This window comes from Pseudomonas panipatensis (assembly GCF_900099785.1).
GTDB lineage: Bacteria > Pseudomonadota > Gammaproteobacteria > Pseudomonadales > Pseudomonadaceae > Pseudomonas > Pseudomonas panipatensis.
This window is the reverse complement of record NZ_FNDS01000001.1, coordinates 152382-168813: the sequence shown is the minus strand read 5'-3', so window position 1 is coordinate 168813 and position 16432 is coordinate 152382. Positions and strand designations below refer to the sequence as shown.

Below are 16432 nucleotides of genomic sequence, written 5' to 3'. Positions count from 1 at the left end.
GTTGCTGACTTTCCTCGATTTCCCCGTACGGCTGATCATCATGTCCGAATCCCGTCAGATCCTCGTCACTAGCGCCCTGCCCTACGCCAACGGCTCCATCCACCTGGGCCACATGCTGGAATACATCCAGACCGACATCTGGGTACGCTTCCAGAAGATGCGCGGCAACCAGGCGGTGTACGTCTGCGCGGACGACGCCCACGGCTCGGCCATCATGCTGCGCGCCGAGCGCGAAGGCATCACCTCGGAGCAACTGATCGACGGCGTGCGCGCCGAGCACATGGCCGACTTCGCCGACTTCCTGGTGGACTTCGACAACTACCACTCGACCCACGCGGAAGAAAATCGCGAGCTGTCCTCGTCCATCTACCTGAAGCTGCGCGACGCCGGGCACATCGCCACGCGTCCGGTGACCCAGTATTTCGACCCGGAAAAGCAGATGTTCCTGGCCGACCGCTTCATCAAGGGCACCTGCCCGAAGTGCGGCACCGCCGACCAGTACGGCGACAACTGCGAAGCCTGCGGCGCGACCTACTCGCCGACCGAGCTGAAGGACCCGAAATCGGCGATTTCCGGCGCCACGCCAGTGCTCAAGGAATCGCTGCACTACTTCTTCAAGCTCCCCGACTTCGACGCCATGCTCAAGCAGTGGACCCGCGGCGGCGCCCTGCAGGAGTCGGTGGCGAACAAGATCGCCGAGTGGCTGGACGCCGGCCTGCAGGAGTGGGACATCTCGCGTGACGCGCCCTACTTCGGCTTCGAGATTCCCGACGCGCCGGGCAAGTACTTCTACGTCTGGCTGGACGCGCCGATCGGCTACATGGCCAGCTTCAAGAACCTCTGCGCGCGCCGCCCGGAACTGGACTTCGAGGCCTTCTGGAACAAGGATTCCAAGGCCGAGCTGTACCACTTCATCGGCAAGGACATCGTCAACTTCCACGCGCTGTTCTGGCCGGCCATGCTCGAAGGCGCCGGCTACCGCAAGCCGACCGCGCTGAACGTGCACGGCTACCTGACCGTCAACGGGCAGAAGATGTCCAAGTCGCGCGGCACCTTCGTCAAGGCGCGCACCTACCTGGACCACCTGAACCCGGAATACCTGCGCTACTACTACGCCGCCAAGCTCGGCCGCGGCGTCGACGACCTCGACCTGAACCTCGAGGACTTCGTGCAGAAGGTCAACTCCGACCTGGTCGGCAAGGTGGTCAACATCGCCAGCCGTTGCGCCGGCTTCATCCATAAACTCAACAATGGGGTGCTTCCATCCAGAGAATTCACCCTCTCTCAGCTGGAAAAAGTTCGCGAGGCGCATGGATGGAGCGGTAGTACCTTCTTCGAGGACGATGGTTTCTATCGCACCATCGAGATTGAGATCGGTCGCGCTTATGAGGCTCGCGATTTTGCTCGTGCAATGCGCGAAACCATGCGCTGGGCTGATGTTGCCAACAACTTTATTGCTGTTACTGAGCCTTGGAAGCTCGCCAAAGAAGGCAAGAACGATGAGGCTATTGCCGTTTGCGCAGAAGGCATCAACTGGTTCCGCTTGCTGGTAATCCTGCTGAAACCAGTATTGCCGAAGCTCGCCGAAGCCGCCGAAGCCTTCCTCAATGTCGCTCCGCTGACGTGGGCCGACCATGAGCAACTGCTGGCCAACCACCAACTGAACCCGTTCAACCCACTGATGACCCGTATCGAGCCCGCGAAAATCGACGCCATGATCGAAGCCTCCAAGGAAGACCTCGCCGCCAGCGCCGCCAAACCCACCGGCAATGGCGAACTGACCAAGGACCCGCTGGCCGCGGAAATCAACTTCGACGCCTTCGCTGCCGTCGACCTGCGCATCGCGCTGATCGAGAAGTGCGAGTTCGTCGAGGGCGCCGACAAGCTGCTGCGCCTGTCCCTGGACATCGGCGACGAGAAGCGCAACGTGTTCTCCGGCATCAAGAGCGCCTACCCGGACCCGAGCAAGCTGGAAGGCCGCCTGACCCTGTACGTGGCCAACCTGGCGCCGCGCAAGATGAAGTTCGGCGTCTCCGAGGGGATGGTCCTGGCGGCCGGCCCCGGCGGCGAGGAAATCTACCTGCTCAGCCCGGACAGCGGCGCCAAGCCGGGTCAGCGCGTCAAGTAAGCCACGCTCGCGGCGGACGCCGGCCAGGAAGCTCGGCCGGCGTCACGCCAGCGCCCTGAGCTGCGTCAGCGGCGGCAAGGCGCAAACACAGTAGATTCGCACGGAGTTCGCGACCCAACCCCCAAGGACGGCAACATGCCCCGTATCCCCTCGTTCCGAGTGGCCGCCCGGTCATGAAGAAATCCGCAGTCGTGTTCAACAGCCTGCTCAGTGGCGGCCTGCTGATGGCCTTCCTGCACCACAGCCCGGTGTACCGCGACCAGTACGCGAGCCGCGAGGATTGCCTGGCCGACTGGCAGAACACCCCCAATGCCTGCCAGGAAGACAGCAGCAGTTCGTCCAGCTCCGGCGGCTCGGGCAGCTCCGCCAAACGCTACTACGGCCCCAGCTACGAAGAAGGCTCGCGCCCGCGCACCACGCAGAGCTACCAGGTGCAGTCGCGGCAGATGGTCAGCCGCAGCGGCTTCGGCTCGTCCGGCGCACGCTTCTCCGGTGGCGGCTGATGCGCCGGCTACAGTTCCAGCCACGCGCGGATTGGCGGCAACGCTGCGAGGACGTCGGCTTCACCTTCCACAGCATCGGCGGCCCGTACTGGGACGAGTCGGTGGCCTGGGAATTCAGTCTGGAGCAGATCGAAACCCTCGAAGCCGCCAGCGAAGACCTGCACCAGCGCTACCTGGAGGCGGTGGACTGGGTGATCGGCAAGCGCTGCTTCGAACCCTTCGCCCTTCCCGAGGCGGCCGTCGAGCTGATCTGCCGCGCCTGGCAAGCCGGTGAGCCGAGCCTCTACGGGCGCTTCGATTTTTCCTGGAACGGTACGGGCGCGCCCAAGCTGCTGGAATACAACGCCGACACGCCCACTGGCCTGCTTGAAGCCAGCGTGGTGCAGTGGCACTGGGTCAGCGAGGTGCTGCCGCACGCCGACCAGTTCAACTCGCTGCACGAGAAACTGATCGCGCGCTGGGGCGAGATCGCCAAGGGCCGCGTGCACTTCGCCGCCATCGACGGCCACGAAGAAGACACCGGCAACGCCCTCTACCTGCTCGACACCGCCCACCAGGCCGGGCTGGACAGCCGCTACCTGCCGATCGAAGGCATCGGCCACGACCCGCTGCGCGGCTGCTTCGTCGACCTCGACAACGAGCCGATCCGCCACTGCTTCAAGCTCTACCCCTGGGAGTGGCTGTTGCAGGACGACTTCGCCCGGCACTTGGAGAGCAGCGGCCTGCGCTTCCAGGAGCCGGCGTGGAAACTGCTGCTGTCGAGCAAGGCCATGCTGCCGATCCTCTGGCGCCTCAACCCCGGCCACCCGAACCTGCTGGCGGCCAGCTTCCACGCCGACCTGCCCGGCGCCTACGTGCGCAAGCCGCTGTATTCGCGCGAAGGCGAGAACATCCGCATCGTCGACGGCCAGCGCCTGCTGGAAAGCGACGGCCCGCACGCCGCGGCGCCGTGCATCTACCAGGCCTACGCGCCGCTGGTCGAAGTCGACGGCGCGCATGCCGTGCTCGGCTGCTGGATGATCGGCGACAGTGCCGCCGGCCTGGGCATCCGCGAAGACGCCAGCCCCATCACCCGTGACAGCAGCCGCTTCGTGCCGCACTACTTCATCGACTGACAGGCGCCGGCCCATGGCCGCCGCGAGGGAACCCCACATGGACCTGTTGCACACCCTGCCGAACTTCCTGATCTACCTGGCCGTGGCCGTCGGCCTGTTCGGCCTGTTCACCAGCCTCTACATCCGCCTGACGCCCTATTCGGAAATACGCCTGATCCGCCAGGGCAACCTGAGCGCCGCGACCGCGCTGGTCGGCACCCTGCTCGGCTTCGCCCTGCCGCTGGCGAGCGCCATCGCCAACAGCGTCAGCCTGCTCGACATGCTGCTCTGGGGCCTGATCGCCATGCTGGTGCAAGCGCTGGTCTACCTCGGCATTTCGCGCCTGGTGCCGGAACTCAAACAGGGCATCGCCAACGATACCCTGGCCCACGGCGTGTTCCTCGGTGGCTGCTCGCTGAGCTTCGGCCTGCTCAACGCCGCCTGCGTGGTGTACTGAGCGCTCATCCACGCATTGCCCCCGCAACACGATGCGCATAACCTATGCGCATTCGCCTCGGAGGTTTCCATGCACATGACCTACGACCCCCTAGCCCCGAAGAAAGCCGCCAACCTGAGCCTGAACAGCGACCTGCTGAAGCAGGCCCGGGAACTCGACGTCAACCTCTCGGCGGTACTCGAAGAAGCGCTGGCCGACGTGGTCAGGGAACGCATGGAGCAGCGCTGGCTGGAACAGAACCGCCAGGCCATCGACGCCTACAATCAGCATATCGAGGACGCTGGCGTCTTCAGCGACGACCTGCGGAGCTTCTGATGAAGCAGTTCGACCTGTACCACAATCCCAGCCCGCGCAGTCGCGAGGACATCCCGCTGCTGCTGGACGTGCAGAGCGACCTGCTCGCCTCGCTGAACACCCGTGTAGTGATCCCGCTCAGCCGCGGCAAGGGCCTGAGCGGCATCAGCCGGCTGATGCCGGAAGTCACCGTGGACGGGGAGAGACTGCTGCTGCTGACTCCGCAGATGGCCGGCATCGCCCGCCGCGACCTGGGCGAGCCCGTGGGCAGCCTGGCCCACCTGCGGCAGGACATCATCAGCGCCATCGACCTGCTGATCACGGGAATCTGACGATGCGCAGCATCCGGCGCATTCCGGTCCGAGGAGCCCGGTCATGAGCGAACTCGTCCTGATCCTGATCAGCGCCATCCTGGTCAACAATTTCGTCCTGGTGCAGTTCCTCGGCCTCTGCCCGTTCATGGGCGTGTCGCGGAAGATCGAGAGCGCCATCGGCCTGGCGCTGGCCACCACCTTCGTCCTCACCCTCGCCTCGGTGTGCAGCTACATCCTCCAGCGCTATGTGCTGCGCCCGCTCGACCTGGAGTTCCTGCGCACCATCGGCTTCATCCTGGTGATCGCCGTGGTGGTGCAGTTCACCGAACTGCTGGTGAAGAAGACCAGCCCGCTGCTGTACCGCGTGCTGGGCATCTTTCTGCCGTTGATCACCACCAATTGCATCGTCCTCGGCGTCGTCCTGCTCAACGCCAACAAGGCCGAGTACGGCTTCCTCCAGTCCACCGCCCAGGGCTTCGGCGCAGGCCTTGGTTTCTCCCTGGTGCTGGTGCTGTTCGCCGCCCTGCGCGAGCGCATCGCCATCGCCGACGTGCCCAAGCCGTTCCAGGGCGCGGCGATCGGCATGATCACCGCCGGGTTGATGTCGCTGGCCTTCATGGGCTTCGCCGGGCTGATCAAGCTATGACCACCCTGCTGCTCGCGGTCGGCGTACTGCTGGCGCTGTGCCTGGCCTGTGGCGCACTGCTCGGCTACGCCGCCGTGCGCTTCCGGGTCGATGGCGATCCGGTGGCCGAGCAGGTCAACGCCCTGTTGCCGCAGACCCAGTGCGGCCAGTGCGGCTATGCCGGCTGCAAGCCCTACGCCGAGGCCATCGCCCAGGGCGACGCGATCAACAAATGCCCGCCGGGCGGCGCCGCGACCATTGCCGCCATCGCCGACCTGCTCGACGTCGAGGCCCCGGCCCTGGACGCGCCGGCGGAAACCCCGCCGCGCGTGGCCTTCATCCGCGAGGCCGAATGCATCGGCTGCACCAAGTGCATCCAGGCCTGCCCGGTGGACGCCATCGTCGGCGCGGCGCGGCAGATGCACACGGTGATCGCCAGCGAATGCACCGGCTGCGACCTCTGCGTCGAACCCTGCCCGGTGGATTGCATCGAAATGCGCGACCTGGAGGTGGGCGTGCGCGAGTGGAAATGGCCGTTGCCCAGCGCGCAGCTGATCGCCAGCGACCGGGGGCAGGCGGCATGAGCGCGCCCATCCAGGACTTCCCCGGCGGCATCTACCCGCCGGCCAACAAGCGCCAGTCCACGGCCGGCGCCATCGTCAAGGCGCCATTGCCGGCGCGCCTGATCCTGCCCCTGCAGCAGCACACCGGCAGCCCGGCCCTGCCCTGCGTGAGCGTCGGCCAGCGCGTGCGCAAGGGCCAGTTGATCGCCGACGCCGGCAGCGCCATCAGCGCGGCCCTGCATGCGCCCACCTCGGGCCGCGTGAGCGCCATCGGCGAGCAACCTTATCCCCACCCGTCCGGCCTGCCGGTCATGGCCATCGTGATCGAGACGGACGGACTGGAAGAGTGGGCGCCACTCACGCCCTGCAGCGACTTCCGCGGCGAAACGCCCGGCGAACTGCTCGAGCGCATCCGCCGCGCCGGCATCGCCGGGCTCGGCGGCGCCGGCTTCCCCACCGCCGCCAAGCTCGCTGCGCGCGCCAGCGAAGACCTGCACACGCTGATCATCAATGGCGCCGAGTGCGAGCCCTATATCAGCGCCGACGACATGCTGATGCGCGAGCGCGCCAGCGAACTGGTCGAGGGCATCGACATCCTGGCGCACCTGCTGCAACCCAGCCAGGTGCTGATCGGCATCGAGGACGACAAGCCCGAAGCCATCGCCGCGCTACGCCAGGCCATCGGCGAGCGCGCCTTCGACCTGCGGGTGATCCCGACCAAGTACCCATCCGGCGGCGAGCGCCAGTTGATTCAGATCCTCAGCGGCCGCGAGGTGCCCAGCGGCGGCCTGCCCGCGGACATCGGCATGGTCTGCGTGAACGTCGCCACGGCAGTAGCGGTGCGCGATGCCGTGCTGCTCGGGCAACCGCTGATCTCGCGCATCACCACCCTCACCGGCGCGGCCCTGGCGCGGCCGATGAACGTCGAGGCGCTGCTCGGTACGCCGATTGGCGAACTGCTCGACTTCGCCGGCCTGGACCACGCCCTGCTCGACCGCCTGATCCTCGGCGGCCCGCTGATGGGGCTCAGCCTGCCGTCGCTGCACGCGCCGCTGATCAAGACCGCCAACTGCCTGCTCGCCGCCAGCCGCGCCGAACTGCCGCCGCCACCGCCGGCGCTGCCGTGCATCCGCTGCGGCGACTGCGCCCAGGTCTGCCCGGCCAGCCTGCTGCCACAGCAGCTGCACTTCTTCGCCCGCGGCGGCGACCACGAACAACTGCGGGCGCACCACCTGTTCGACTGCATCGAGTGTGGCGCCTGCGCCTACGTCTGCCCGTCGAGCATCCCGCTGGTGCAGTACTACCGCGCGGCCAAGGCGGACATCCGCGAGTTGCAGCACAAGCAACAGAAGGCCGAGCATTCGCGCCTGCGCTTCGAGCAGCGCCAGGAGCGCCTGCGTCGCGAAGAACAACGCAAGGCCGAGGAGCGCCAGGCGCGCCTGGAGCGCGCGGCGCGCGCCCGCGAAAGCCAGGCCGCGCCGCCCGCACGGGAGGCGCCGCAGGCCGCCATCGAGCGGATCAAGGCGGAGAAGGCACTGGGCAACGCCGGCGAGCACCTCAAGCGCCTGAAGATCGACGCCAGCATGGCCCGGGTGGCTCTGCAAAAGGCCGAGAAGCAACTGGCCGCCCACGATAGCGAGCCACTGCGCGCCCAGGTGGATTCCCTGCGCGCCGCCGCCGAGCAGGCGCAGGCCGCACTGGCCGCCGCGGAAGCCGTCGAGCGCGCGGCGCCATCCAGCGCTCCAGCGGTGGATGACGGGGCGCTGAAGAAGGCGAAGATCGAAGCCGCCATGGCCCGCGCGCAACTGAAAAAATCCGAGCAGGCCTTCGGCACGGCACCCGACGCCACACAACAGGCGAGCCTGGCGCAACTGCGCGACGCCGCCGAGCGCGCCGAGCGACACCTGCAGGTCCTGCAAGCGGCAACAGCGGCCAAGCCGAGCGAGGACAACGCCGGCATCGCCGCCCTGAAAAACGCCAAGATCGCCCTGGCCACGCGCCGCGCCGAACTGAAGAAGGCCGAACGGCAGGGCGCCGATGAAGCCGAGCTGGCGCCCCTGCGCGAGGCCCTGGCCAACGCCGAACGGCAACTGCACGCCGCCGAGGACGCCAGCGGCAAGCCGGCCCCCGACCTGCAACGCATCGACAAGCGCCCGGTGGACGCAGCCACTCGCGCGCTCAAGACCGAACTGGCCTATGCCCGCGCCGACCTGAAGAAGCTCGAACGCGAAGGCGCCGACGCGGCGCGATTGGCCGTCGCCCGCGAACGCCTGGCCAACGCCGAACACGCCCTCGCCGCGCGAGCCCCGGAGTAACCCATGGCCCTGCCCCGCATCACCTCGCCCCATGCCAGCGGCGGCAATCGCACGCAGACCGTCATGCTGCAAGTGCTCGCTGCCTGCGTGCCGGGCGCGCTGGCGCTGATCGCCCTGTACGGCGTCGGCCCGCTGTTCAACCTGCTCTGGTGCTCAGCCGTCGCGCTGGGTTGCGAAGCGCTGATGCTGTGGCTGCGCAAGCGTCCGCTGGCGCCCTTCCTGCAAGACGGCAGCGCCCTGGTCAGCGCGGTGCTCCTGGCCCTGGCCCTGCCGCCCTATGCGCCCTGGTGGCTGAGCCTGATCGCCACCGCGTTCGCCCTGGTGTTCGGCAAGCACCTGTATGGCGGCCTCGGGCAAAACCCATTCAACCCGGCGATGCTCGGCTACGTCGTGGTGCTGGTCTCCTTCCCCCTGGAAATGACCCGTTGGCCCAGCCCCGAGGCCAGCCTGGGCCTGGTCGATGGCCTGGCGCGGATCTTCGGTCTGGCCGGGTCGCAGCCGGATGCCTGGGCCGGGGCCACGGCCCTCGACGTGCTGAAGAACAACAAAAGCCTGACCATCGACGAACTGCTGCGGCAGAGCACGACGTTCGGCCACGTCGGTGCGCGCGGCGCCGAACTGGTCAACCTGGCCTTCCTCGCCGGCGGCCTGTTCCTGCTCTGGCGCAAGCTGTTCACCTGGCACGCACCGGCCGGCATGCTCGCCGGCCTGTTCGTCATGAGCCTGCTGTTCTGGAACGGCTCCGGCTCGGACTCCCACGGCTCGCCGCTGTTCCACCTGTTCAGCGGGGCGAGCATGCTCGGCGCCTTTTTCATCGTCACCGACCCGGTGTCCGGCGCCACCAGCACCCGCGGGCGGCTGGTCTTCGGCATCGGCGTGGGGATCATCACCTATGTCATCCGCGCCTGGGGCGGCTACCCGGACGGCGTGGCCTTCGCCGTGCTGTTGATGAACCTGGCGGCACCGACCATCGACTACTACACGCGGCCGCGTACCTACGGCCACAAGAAGCCCAGGCGCGGCTTCAAGCTGGGGGAATGAGATGAGCGATGTCCTCCCGCAAGCCCGCCGCTCGATGCTGAAGAACGCGCTGATCCTCGGACTCTTCGCGGTGATCTGCGTCGGCCTGGTCGCGCTGGTCGAGCAGCTGACGCGAGCGCGCATCGACGCCTCCCAGCGTGAAGCCCGCGGTCGTCTGTTGCTGGAGCTGCTGCCGGCCGGCAGCTATGACAACCACCCGCTGGACCAGCCGCTGCGCGTCTTCGATCCCAAACTGCTGGGCAAGCCCGAGCCGACCGATGCCTTCGTCGCCCGCCTGCACGGCCGCGCCACCGCGGTGATCCTCCCGGCCACCGCGCCGGACGGCTACAGCGGCGCCATCCATCTGCTCGTCGGGGTCAGCGCCGAAGGCCGCCTGCTCGGCGTGCGGGTGGTCTCGCACAAGGAAACCCCGGGCCTGGGCGACCGCATCGAAACCAGCAAGAGCGACTGGCTGCACGGCTTCGATGGCCGTAGCCTGAAGTCCCCCGACGACACCGGCTGGCAGGTGAAGAAAGACGGCGGCCAGTTCGACCAGTTCGCCGGCGCCACCATCACCCCACGCGCCGTGGTCAAGGCCACGCACAAGGCGCTGCAATACTTCGACGCGCACCAGGCCGAACTGCTGGCGCCGGCCGCGGGAGGCAATGCCCCATGAACAGCTACCGCGAAATCGCCCTGCAGGGGCTGTGGAAGAACAACCCCGGCCTGGTCCAGCTGCTCGGCCTCTGCCCCCTGCTGGGCACCAGCAACTCCATGGTCAACGCCCTCGGCCTGGGCCTGGCCACCCTGCTCGTCCTGGCCTGCTCGAATGCCGCGATATCGCTGATCCGCCGCTCGCTGAGCGAGGCCGTGCGGCTACCGGTGTTCGTGCTGATCATCGCCGCGCTGACGACCTGCATCGAGCTGCTGATGCAGGCCTGGACCTACGAGCTGTACCAGATTCTCGGCATCTTCATTCCGCTGATCACCACCAACTGCGTGATCCTCGGCCGCGCCGAAGCCTTCGCCGCGCGCAACGGCGTGGCCCGCGCCGCCTTCGATGGGCTGATGACCGGCGCCGGCTTCGCCCTGGTGCTGCTCGCCGTGGGCAGCCTGCGCGAGCTGATCGGCCACGGCACCCTGCTGGCCGACATGCAACTGCTGTTCGGTCCTGCCGCGGCGAACTGGAAGATCCAGCTACTGCCGCACTACCAGGGCTTCCTGCTGGCGGTGCTGCCGCCCGGCGCCTTCCTCGTGCTGGGCCTGCTGATCGCCATGAAGAACCGAATCGACCAAAGCCTGGCGGAACGCGCCAAGGCGCAGGCGGGCGAGCAACCCGCGAGCCAGCGCCAGCGCGTCCGCGTCACCGGAGTGATCGAATGAATGCCGCCAAACGCGCGGAGATTTTCCGCCGTCTGCACGAAGACAACCCCGAGCCGAAGACCGAGCTGGCCTACTCCAGCCCCTTCGAGCTGCTGATCGCCGTGATCCTCTCGGCCCAGGCCACCGACGTCAGCGTCAACAAGGCCACGGCCAGGCTCTACCCGGTGGCGAATACCCCGGAAGCCATCCACGCCCTGGGCGTCGAGGGACTCTCCGAGTACATCAAGACCATCGGCCTGTTCAACAGCAAGGCGAAGAACGTCATCGAGACCTGCCGCATCCTCGTCGAGAAGCACGGCAGCCAGGTGCCGGAACGGCGCGAAGACCTGGAAGCCCTGCCCGGGGTCGGCCGCAAGACCGCCAACGTGGTGCTGAACACCGCCTTCCGCCAACTGACCATGGCAGTCGACACGCACATCTTCCGGGTCGCCAACCGTACCGGCATCGCCCCCGGGAAGAACGTGCTCGAAGTAGAAAAGAAGCTGATCAAGTTCGTCCCCAAGGAATACCTGCTCGATGCCCACCACTGGCTGATCCTGCACGGCCGCTACGTCTGCAAGGCGCGCAAGCCGCAGTGCGGCAGTTGTCGGATCGAGGATCTGTGCGAATACAAGGACAAGACCTCGGACGATTGATTGCTACACTGAAATAGCTATCGATCCATTGAAAAAATCTTTTTTACCGCCCGGTTCTTTGTCGATATAAGGGGCGCCAAGCACACCCCGCACGTTGGAGTGATCGTTATGGCTAAAGAGAAAGAAGACCTCGAACTCGAGGACGATGTGACCGTCGAGGAAGCCGACGACAGCGTCGAAGCCGCCGCGGAGGTCGCCAAGACCAACCTGACCAAACGCCGCATCATCGACAACTACCTCGAAGAACGCCGCCTGCAACGCCAGCTGTCCGATTACGATTTCGATCTCTGAAACAGCACCCCGCATGAAAAGCCCCGCAATTGGCGGGGCTTTGTCTTATGGGCCGAACCGACCTGGCGGGGCGACGCCCGCCTCAGTCCTTGCGCTGCGGCGAGAGCAGTTCGATCTTGTAGCCGTCCGGGTCTTCGACGAAGGCCAGGATGCTCGAACCATGTTTCATCGGCCCCGGCTCACGGGTGATCTTGCCGCCACGCGAGCGGATGTCTTCGCAGGCCTTGTAGACATCGTCCACTTCCAGGGCGATGTGGCCGTAGCCAGTGCCCAGCTCGTACTTGTCCACGCCCCAGTTGTAGGTCAACTCGATGACGCTGTTCTCGTCCTCGGCACCGTAGCCGACGAAGGCCAGGGTGAACTGGCCGTCCGGGTAGTCCTTGCGGCGCAGCAGGGTCATGCCGAGAACTTCGGTGTAGAACGCGATGGACGTGTCCAGGTTGCCGACGCGCAGCATGGTGTGCAGCAGTCTCATGGGGTGGTCTCCTCATCTCGCCCTGTTCCGGGCTCATAAAAGCAAACCCCGGCTCGTGGCCGGGGTTCGTCTGGCTCAGGCGGACAAGCTTATCAGAACAGCTTGCGCCCCTTGTTCGCGGCGATGCGCATGCGCAGGGCGTTGAGCTTGATGAAGCCAGCGGCGTCAGCCTGGTTGTAAGCGCCGCCATCTTCCTCGAAGGTCGCGATGTTGGCGTCGAACAGCGAGTCGTCGGACTTGCGGCCGACCACGATGACGTTGCCCTTGTACAGCTTCAGGCGCACGACACCGTTCACGTTGGTCTGGGAAGCGTCGATCATCTGTTGCAGCATCAGACGCTCCGGGCTCCACCAGTAGCCGGTGTAGATCAGGCTGGCGTACTTGGGCATCAGCTCGTCTTTCAGGTGCGCGACTTCGCGATCCAGGGTGATCGACTCGATGGCGCGGTGCGCCTTGAGCATGATGGTGCCGCCGGGGGTCTCGTAGCAGCCGCGCGACTTCATCCCGACGTAGCGGTTCTCGACGATGTCGAGACGGCCGATGCCGTTGATACCGCCGATGCGATTCAGCTCGGCGAGCACCTGGGCCGGGGTCATGTCCTTGCCATCGATGGCGACGATGTCGCCCTGGCGATAGGTCAGCTCGATGTAGGTCGGGGTATCCGGAGCCTTCTCGGGGGACGTGGTCCAGCGCCACATGTCCTCTTCGTGCTCGGTCCAGGTGTCTTCCAGCACGCCACCTTCATAGGAGATATGCAGCAGGTTGGCGTCCATGGAATACGGCGACTTCTTCTTGCCGTGGCGCTCGATCGGGATCGCGTGCTTCTCGGCATAATCCATCAGCTTCTCGCGGGACAGCAGGTCCCACTCGCGCCAGGGAGCGATCACCTTCACGCCCGGCTTCAGCGCATAGGCGCCCAGCTCGAAACGCACCTGGTCGTTGCCCTTGCCGGTGGCGCCATGGGAAATGGCGTCGGCGCCGGTCTCGTTGGCGATCTCGATCAGGCGCTTGGCGATCAGCGGACGAGCGATGGAGGTACCCAGCAGGTACTCGCCTTCGTAGACGGTGTTGGCGCGGAACATCGGGAAGACGAAGTCACGGACGAACTCTTCGCGCAGGTCATCGATGTAGATTTCCTTGACGCCCATGGCTCGCGCCTTGGCGCGGGCCGGCTCGACCTCTTCGCCCTGGCCGAGATCGGCAGTGAAGGTCACCACTTCGCAGTTATAAGTATCCTGCAGCCACTTCAGAATCACCGAGGTATCCAGGCCACCGGAATACGCCAGGACTACCTTCTTCACGTCCGCCATGCCATCACTCCACGGGGGGTTGTCACGAAAACCCACGATTCTACTGCCGCCCCGAAGTAAATTACAGAGGCGCGACAGCTTTTGATGACAAAGCGACAAATCCGATCAAGGCTGCGACTAAGCGCCGCTGGGCGCCGCTTTGCCCTGACCGAGCGAAGGCGCCGCAGCGGGTGGCACAGCCGGCGTTGGCGCCGCCTTGGCCGCCGGCGCTGCCTGGGGAGCAGGCGTGGTGGCGGGCGCTGCGGCCGGTGGCGGCGTTTCCGGCTCCGCCACCCGCGACAGGTGCACGGTCACCCGGCGATTGCGCGCCCGGTTGGCTTCGGAAGTGTTCTTCACCAGCGGATAGCGTTCACCGTAGAAACGCACGACGATCTGGCTTTCCGGCACCCCATTGGCCTTGAGGTACTCCATCACCGCGACGGCACGCCGCCGCGAGTTGTCGCGATTGCTCAGGCGATTGCCGCTGTTGTCGGAATGGCCGTCCAGCTCGAGGTGGTTCACCGAGGGATCGGCCTTGAGGTACTGCAGGATGATGTCGAGCTTGGCGCGGGCCAGCGAATCGAGTTCGCTACCGCCGCCGGGGAAACCGACCTGGGCCTGGCGGATCTGCTCGAAATTGACCGGCAGCATCTTTGCCGAGCAGCCCTGCAGCTGTGCATAACCGTCGGCGAAGCGCGTCGGCAGCAGGCGCACCAGCAGGCTCTCGCCGCTTTCCGTGCGATGCCGCACCTCCGGGCTGCGCCCCTCCAGCAACCCGCTGAGCAAACGTCCGGCCTGCTGCTGGCTGCTGTTGAACGGCACCTCGCCGGCGACCACCGGAACCGATCCCAGGTTGATATCGCCCTGCCCCGGGCGCCAGGGCGCGGCGGCGGCCAGCAGGGTCGCCGAGCCACGGCCGAGCCATGCTTGCTGCGGCTTGAGGCGGAAGGTCGGTTGCTCGCCGGCGCGCCAGACGAACTCACCGACTCCGAAACCGGCCACTTGCTGCGACAGACGGCACTCGAACTGATCGCCTGCCGCTGTCCACTGGGCATTCTCCAGGCGCGTCTGGAAGGTGAGCCCCCAGGCCGGCAGGCTGGCGCAAAGGCCGAGCAGAAGGAAGAAGGGCTGGCGCACGAAGGGCTCCACGGCGGGTGGGGAATACCCAGGAAATATCGGACAGCCGCGAGGAAACTTGATAGCGAGTGCCGGCGACCGCCTTTTCCGGTAGCATTTCGCACACATCCCCCCGCTGCAAACCGCTTTCTGGAATCCCCATGTCCGACCGCCTGACCCTGCTGCGCCCCGACGACTGGCACATCCACCTGCGCGACGGCGCCGCCCTCGCCCAGACCGTCGGCGATGCCGCGCGCACCTTCGGCCGCGCCATCATCATGCCCAACCTGGTACCGCCGGTACGCAACGCCGCCGAAGCCGACGCCTATCGCCAGCGCATCCTGGCCGCACGCCCGGCCGGCAGCCGCTTCGAGCCACTGATGGTGCTCTACCTCACCGACCGCACCAGCGCCGAGGAGGTCCGCGCGGCCAAGGCCAGCGGCTTCGTGCATGCCGCCAAGCTTTACCCGGCCGGCGCCACTACCAACTCCGACTCCGGCGTGACCAGCATCGACAACATCTTCCATGTGCTCGAAGCCATGGCCGAAGTCGGCCTGCCGCTGCTGGTGCATGGCGAAGTGACCCGCTCCGAAGTGGACGTGTTCGACCGCGAGAAGCGCTTCATCGACGAGCACCTGACCCGCGTGGTCGAGCGCTTCCCGACGCTCAAGGTGGTCTTCGAGCACATCACCACCGGTGACGCCGCTCAGTTCGTCCTGGCCGCACCGGCCAACGTCGGCGCCACCATCACCGCGCATCACCTGCTGTTCAACCGCAACCACATGCTGGTCGGCGGCATTCGCCCGCACTTCTATTGCCTGCCGATCCTCAAGCGCAACGTGCACCAGGAAGCCCTGCTCGACGCCGCCACCAGCGGCAATCCGAAGTTCTTCCTCGGTACCGACTCGGCCCCGCACGCCCGCCATGCCAAGGAAGCCGCCTGCGGCTGCGCCGGCTGCTACACCGCCTACGCCGCCATCGAGCTGTATGCCGAGGCCTTCGAACAACGCAATGCGCTCGACAAGCTGGAAGCCTTCGCCAGCTGCCACGGCGCGGATTTCTATGGCCTGCCGCGCAATCGCGAGCAGATCACCCTGGTCCGTGAAGCCTGGCAAGCGCCGGCCAGCCTGCCGTTCGGCGACCATGAAGTGGTGCCGCTGCGCGCGGGCGAAACGCTCCGCTGGCGTCTGCTGGAGGCTGGCGCATGAGCGAAGAAACCTACGAAGAGGAATTCGACGGCAACTACCCGCCCGGTCCTCGCCATCCGATGGCACAGCGCTTCCGTGGCTACCTGCCGGTGGTGGTCGACGTCGAGACCGGCGGTTTCAATGCCGCCACCGATGCCCTGCTGGAGATCGCCGCGGTAACCGTCGGCATGGACGAGAAGGGCTTCCTGTTCCCGGAGCACACCTATTTCTTCCGTGTCGAGCCTTTCGAGGGCGCCAACATCGAACCGGCGGCCCTGGAATTCACCGGCATCAAGCTCGACCACCCGCTGCGCATGGCGGTGCCGGAAGAGCAGGCGCTCCACGAGATTTTCCGTGGCGTGCGCAAGGCGCTGAAGGCCAATGGCTGCAAGCGGGCGATCCTGGTCGGCCACAACAGCAGCTTCGACCTCGGCTTCCTGAATGCCGCGGTGACGCGCAGTGGCGTGAAGCGCAATCCGTTCCACCCGTTCTCCAGCTTCGACACCGCCACCCTGGCCGGTCTCGCCTATGGCCAGACCGTACTGGCGAAAGCCTGCCAGACCGCCGGCATGGAGTTCGACAACCGCGAGGCGCATTCGGCGCGTTACGACACCGAGAAGACCGCCGAGCTGTTCTGCGGCATCGTCAATCGCTGGAAGGAACTCGGCGGCTGGATGGATGACGACGACTGATCACCAGTCTCGGTAATGGAAAAAGCCCGGCACTGCCGGGCTTTTTCATGC

Annotated in this window: 19 protein-coding genes; 16 read left to right on the top strand and 3 right to left on the bottom strand. The window is 66.4% G+C overall.

The features are described 5' to 3' along the window. The first annotated feature begins 40 nt into the window (after positions 1–40). The 14 genes from metG to BLQ74_RS00755 all read left to right on the top strand — a co-directional run bounded on the left by metG (position 41) and on the right by BLQ74_RS00755 (position 11622). Positions 41–2128: a methionine--tRNA ligase gene (metG, locus tag BLQ74_RS00820; RefSeq protein ID WP_090261135.1), complete on the top strand. Its 2088-nt coding sequence runs from the start codon at positions 41–43 to the stop codon at positions 2126–2128. Positions 2129–2301: 173 nt separating this feature from the next. Next, entirely contained in the window at positions 2302–2631 is a 330-nt protein-coding gene (locus BLQ74_RS00815) for a hypothetical protein (protein WP_139199019.1), read from the top strand. Beyond that, complete coding sequence (locus BLQ74_RS00810; RefSeq protein WP_090259843.1) at positions 2631–3746, top strand: glutathionylspermidine synthase family protein; 1116 nt, start codon at positions 2631–2633, stop codon at positions 3744–3746. Before BLQ74_RS00815 ends, BLQ74_RS00810 begins: the two co-directional genes overlap by 1 nt. A 37-nt stretch (positions 3747–3783) precedes the next feature. Then, positions 3784–4182, top strand: coding sequence for a DUF350 domain-containing protein (locus BLQ74_RS00805; protein ID WP_090259841.1), 399 nt, complete (start codon positions 3784–3786; stop codon positions 4180–4182). Between the two features lie 69 nt (positions 4183–4251). Further along, positions 4252–4497, top strand: a complete 246-nt coding sequence (locus tag BLQ74_RS00800) for a type II toxin-antitoxin system CcdA family antitoxin (protein ID WP_090259839.1) — start codon at positions 4252–4254, stop codon at positions 4495–4497. Then, positions 4497–4808, top strand: coding sequence for a CcdB family protein (locus tag BLQ74_RS00795; RefSeq protein WP_090259837.1), 312 nt, complete (start codon positions 4497–4499; stop codon positions 4806–4808). The genes BLQ74_RS00800 and BLQ74_RS00795 overlap by 1 nt, the downstream gene beginning before the upstream one ends. A gap of 43 nt (positions 4809–4851) precedes the next feature. Beyond that, complete coding sequence (rsxA, locus tag BLQ74_RS00790; protein ID WP_090259835.1) at positions 4852–5436, top strand: electron transport complex subunit RsxA; 585 nt, start codon at positions 4852–4854, stop codon at positions 5434–5436. Then, positions 5433–5999 (top strand): electron transport complex subunit RsxB, encoded by a 567-nt coding sequence (gene rsxB, locus BLQ74_RS00785; RefSeq protein WP_090259832.1) that lies wholly within the window; start codon positions 5433–5435, stop codon positions 5997–5999. Before rsxA ends, rsxB begins: the two co-directional genes overlap by 4 nt. After that, the gene (rsxC, locus tag BLQ74_RS00780) at positions 5996–8293 is read left to right on the top strand and encodes an electron transport complex subunit RsxC (protein WP_090259830.1); all 2298 of its coding nucleotides are present in this window, start codon (positions 5996–5998) and stop codon (positions 8291–8293) included. Before rsxB ends, rsxC begins: the two co-directional genes overlap by 4 nt. A 3-nt stretch (positions 8294–8296) precedes the next feature. Further along, positions 8297–9334, top strand: a complete 1038-nt coding sequence (locus BLQ74_RS00775) for an RnfABCDGE type electron transport complex subunit D (RefSeq protein WP_090259828.1) — start codon at positions 8297–8299, stop codon at positions 9332–9334. A gap of 1 nt (position 9335) precedes the next feature. Beyond that, positions 9336–9989, top strand: a complete 654-nt coding sequence (gene rsxG / locus BLQ74_RS00770) for an electron transport complex subunit RsxG (protein WP_090259826.1) — start codon at positions 9336–9338, stop codon at positions 9987–9989. After that, positions 9986–10696, top strand: a complete 711-nt coding sequence (locus BLQ74_RS00765) for an electron transport complex subunit E (RefSeq protein ID WP_090259824.1) — start codon at positions 9986–9988, stop codon at positions 10694–10696. The genes rsxG and BLQ74_RS00765 overlap by 4 nt, the downstream gene beginning before the upstream one ends. After that, a complete protein-coding gene (nth, locus tag BLQ74_RS00760) occupies positions 10693–11331 on the top strand; it encodes an endonuclease III (RefSeq protein ID WP_090259822.1) in 639 nt (212 codons plus the stop codon). Before BLQ74_RS00765 ends, nth begins: the two co-directional genes overlap by 4 nt. Positions 11332–11439: 108 nt before the next feature. Then, on the top strand, positions 11440–11622 hold the full coding sequence (locus tag BLQ74_RS00755; RefSeq protein WP_090259821.1) for a PA3496 family putative envelope integrity protein: 183 nt from the start codon (positions 11440–11442) through the stop codon (positions 11620–11622). Between the two features lie 82 nt (positions 11623–11704). On the opposite strand, the gene gloA is transcribed toward BLQ74_RS00755, so the two are convergent. The 3 genes from gloA to BLQ74_RS00740 all read right to left on the bottom strand — a co-directional run bounded on the left by gloA (position 11705) and on the right by BLQ74_RS00740 (position 14523). After that, entirely contained in the window at positions 11705–12097 is a 393-nt protein-coding gene (gene gloA, locus BLQ74_RS00750; RefSeq protein WP_090259819.1) for a lactoylglutathione lyase, read from the bottom strand. A gap of 92 nt (positions 12098–12189) precedes the next feature. Further along, positions 12190–13407 (bottom strand): argininosuccinate synthase, encoded by a 1218-nt coding sequence (locus BLQ74_RS00745; protein ID WP_090259817.1) that lies wholly within the window; start codon positions 13405–13407, stop codon positions 12190–12192. A gap of 117 nt (positions 13408–13524) precedes the next feature. Next, positions 13525–14523 (bottom strand): flagellar protein MotY, encoded by a 999-nt coding sequence (locus BLQ74_RS00740; protein WP_244507125.1) that lies wholly within the window; start codon positions 14521–14523, stop codon positions 13525–13527. 140 nt (positions 14524–14663) lie between these two features. Here BLQ74_RS00740 and pyrC point away from each other — a divergent pair, with 140 nt between their 5' ends. Both pyrC and rnt read left to right on the top strand, forming a co-directional pair. Then, a complete protein-coding gene (gene pyrC, locus BLQ74_RS00735) occupies positions 14664–15710 on the top strand; it encodes a dihydroorotase (protein ID WP_090259813.1) in 1047 nt (348 codons plus the stop codon). Further along, positions 15707–16381 (top strand): ribonuclease T, encoded by a 675-nt coding sequence (gene rnt / locus BLQ74_RS00730; protein WP_090259811.1) that lies wholly within the window; start codon positions 15707–15709, stop codon positions 16379–16381. Before pyrC ends, rnt begins: the two co-directional genes overlap by 4 nt. The last annotated feature ends 51 nt before the right edge of the window (positions 16382–16432 follow it).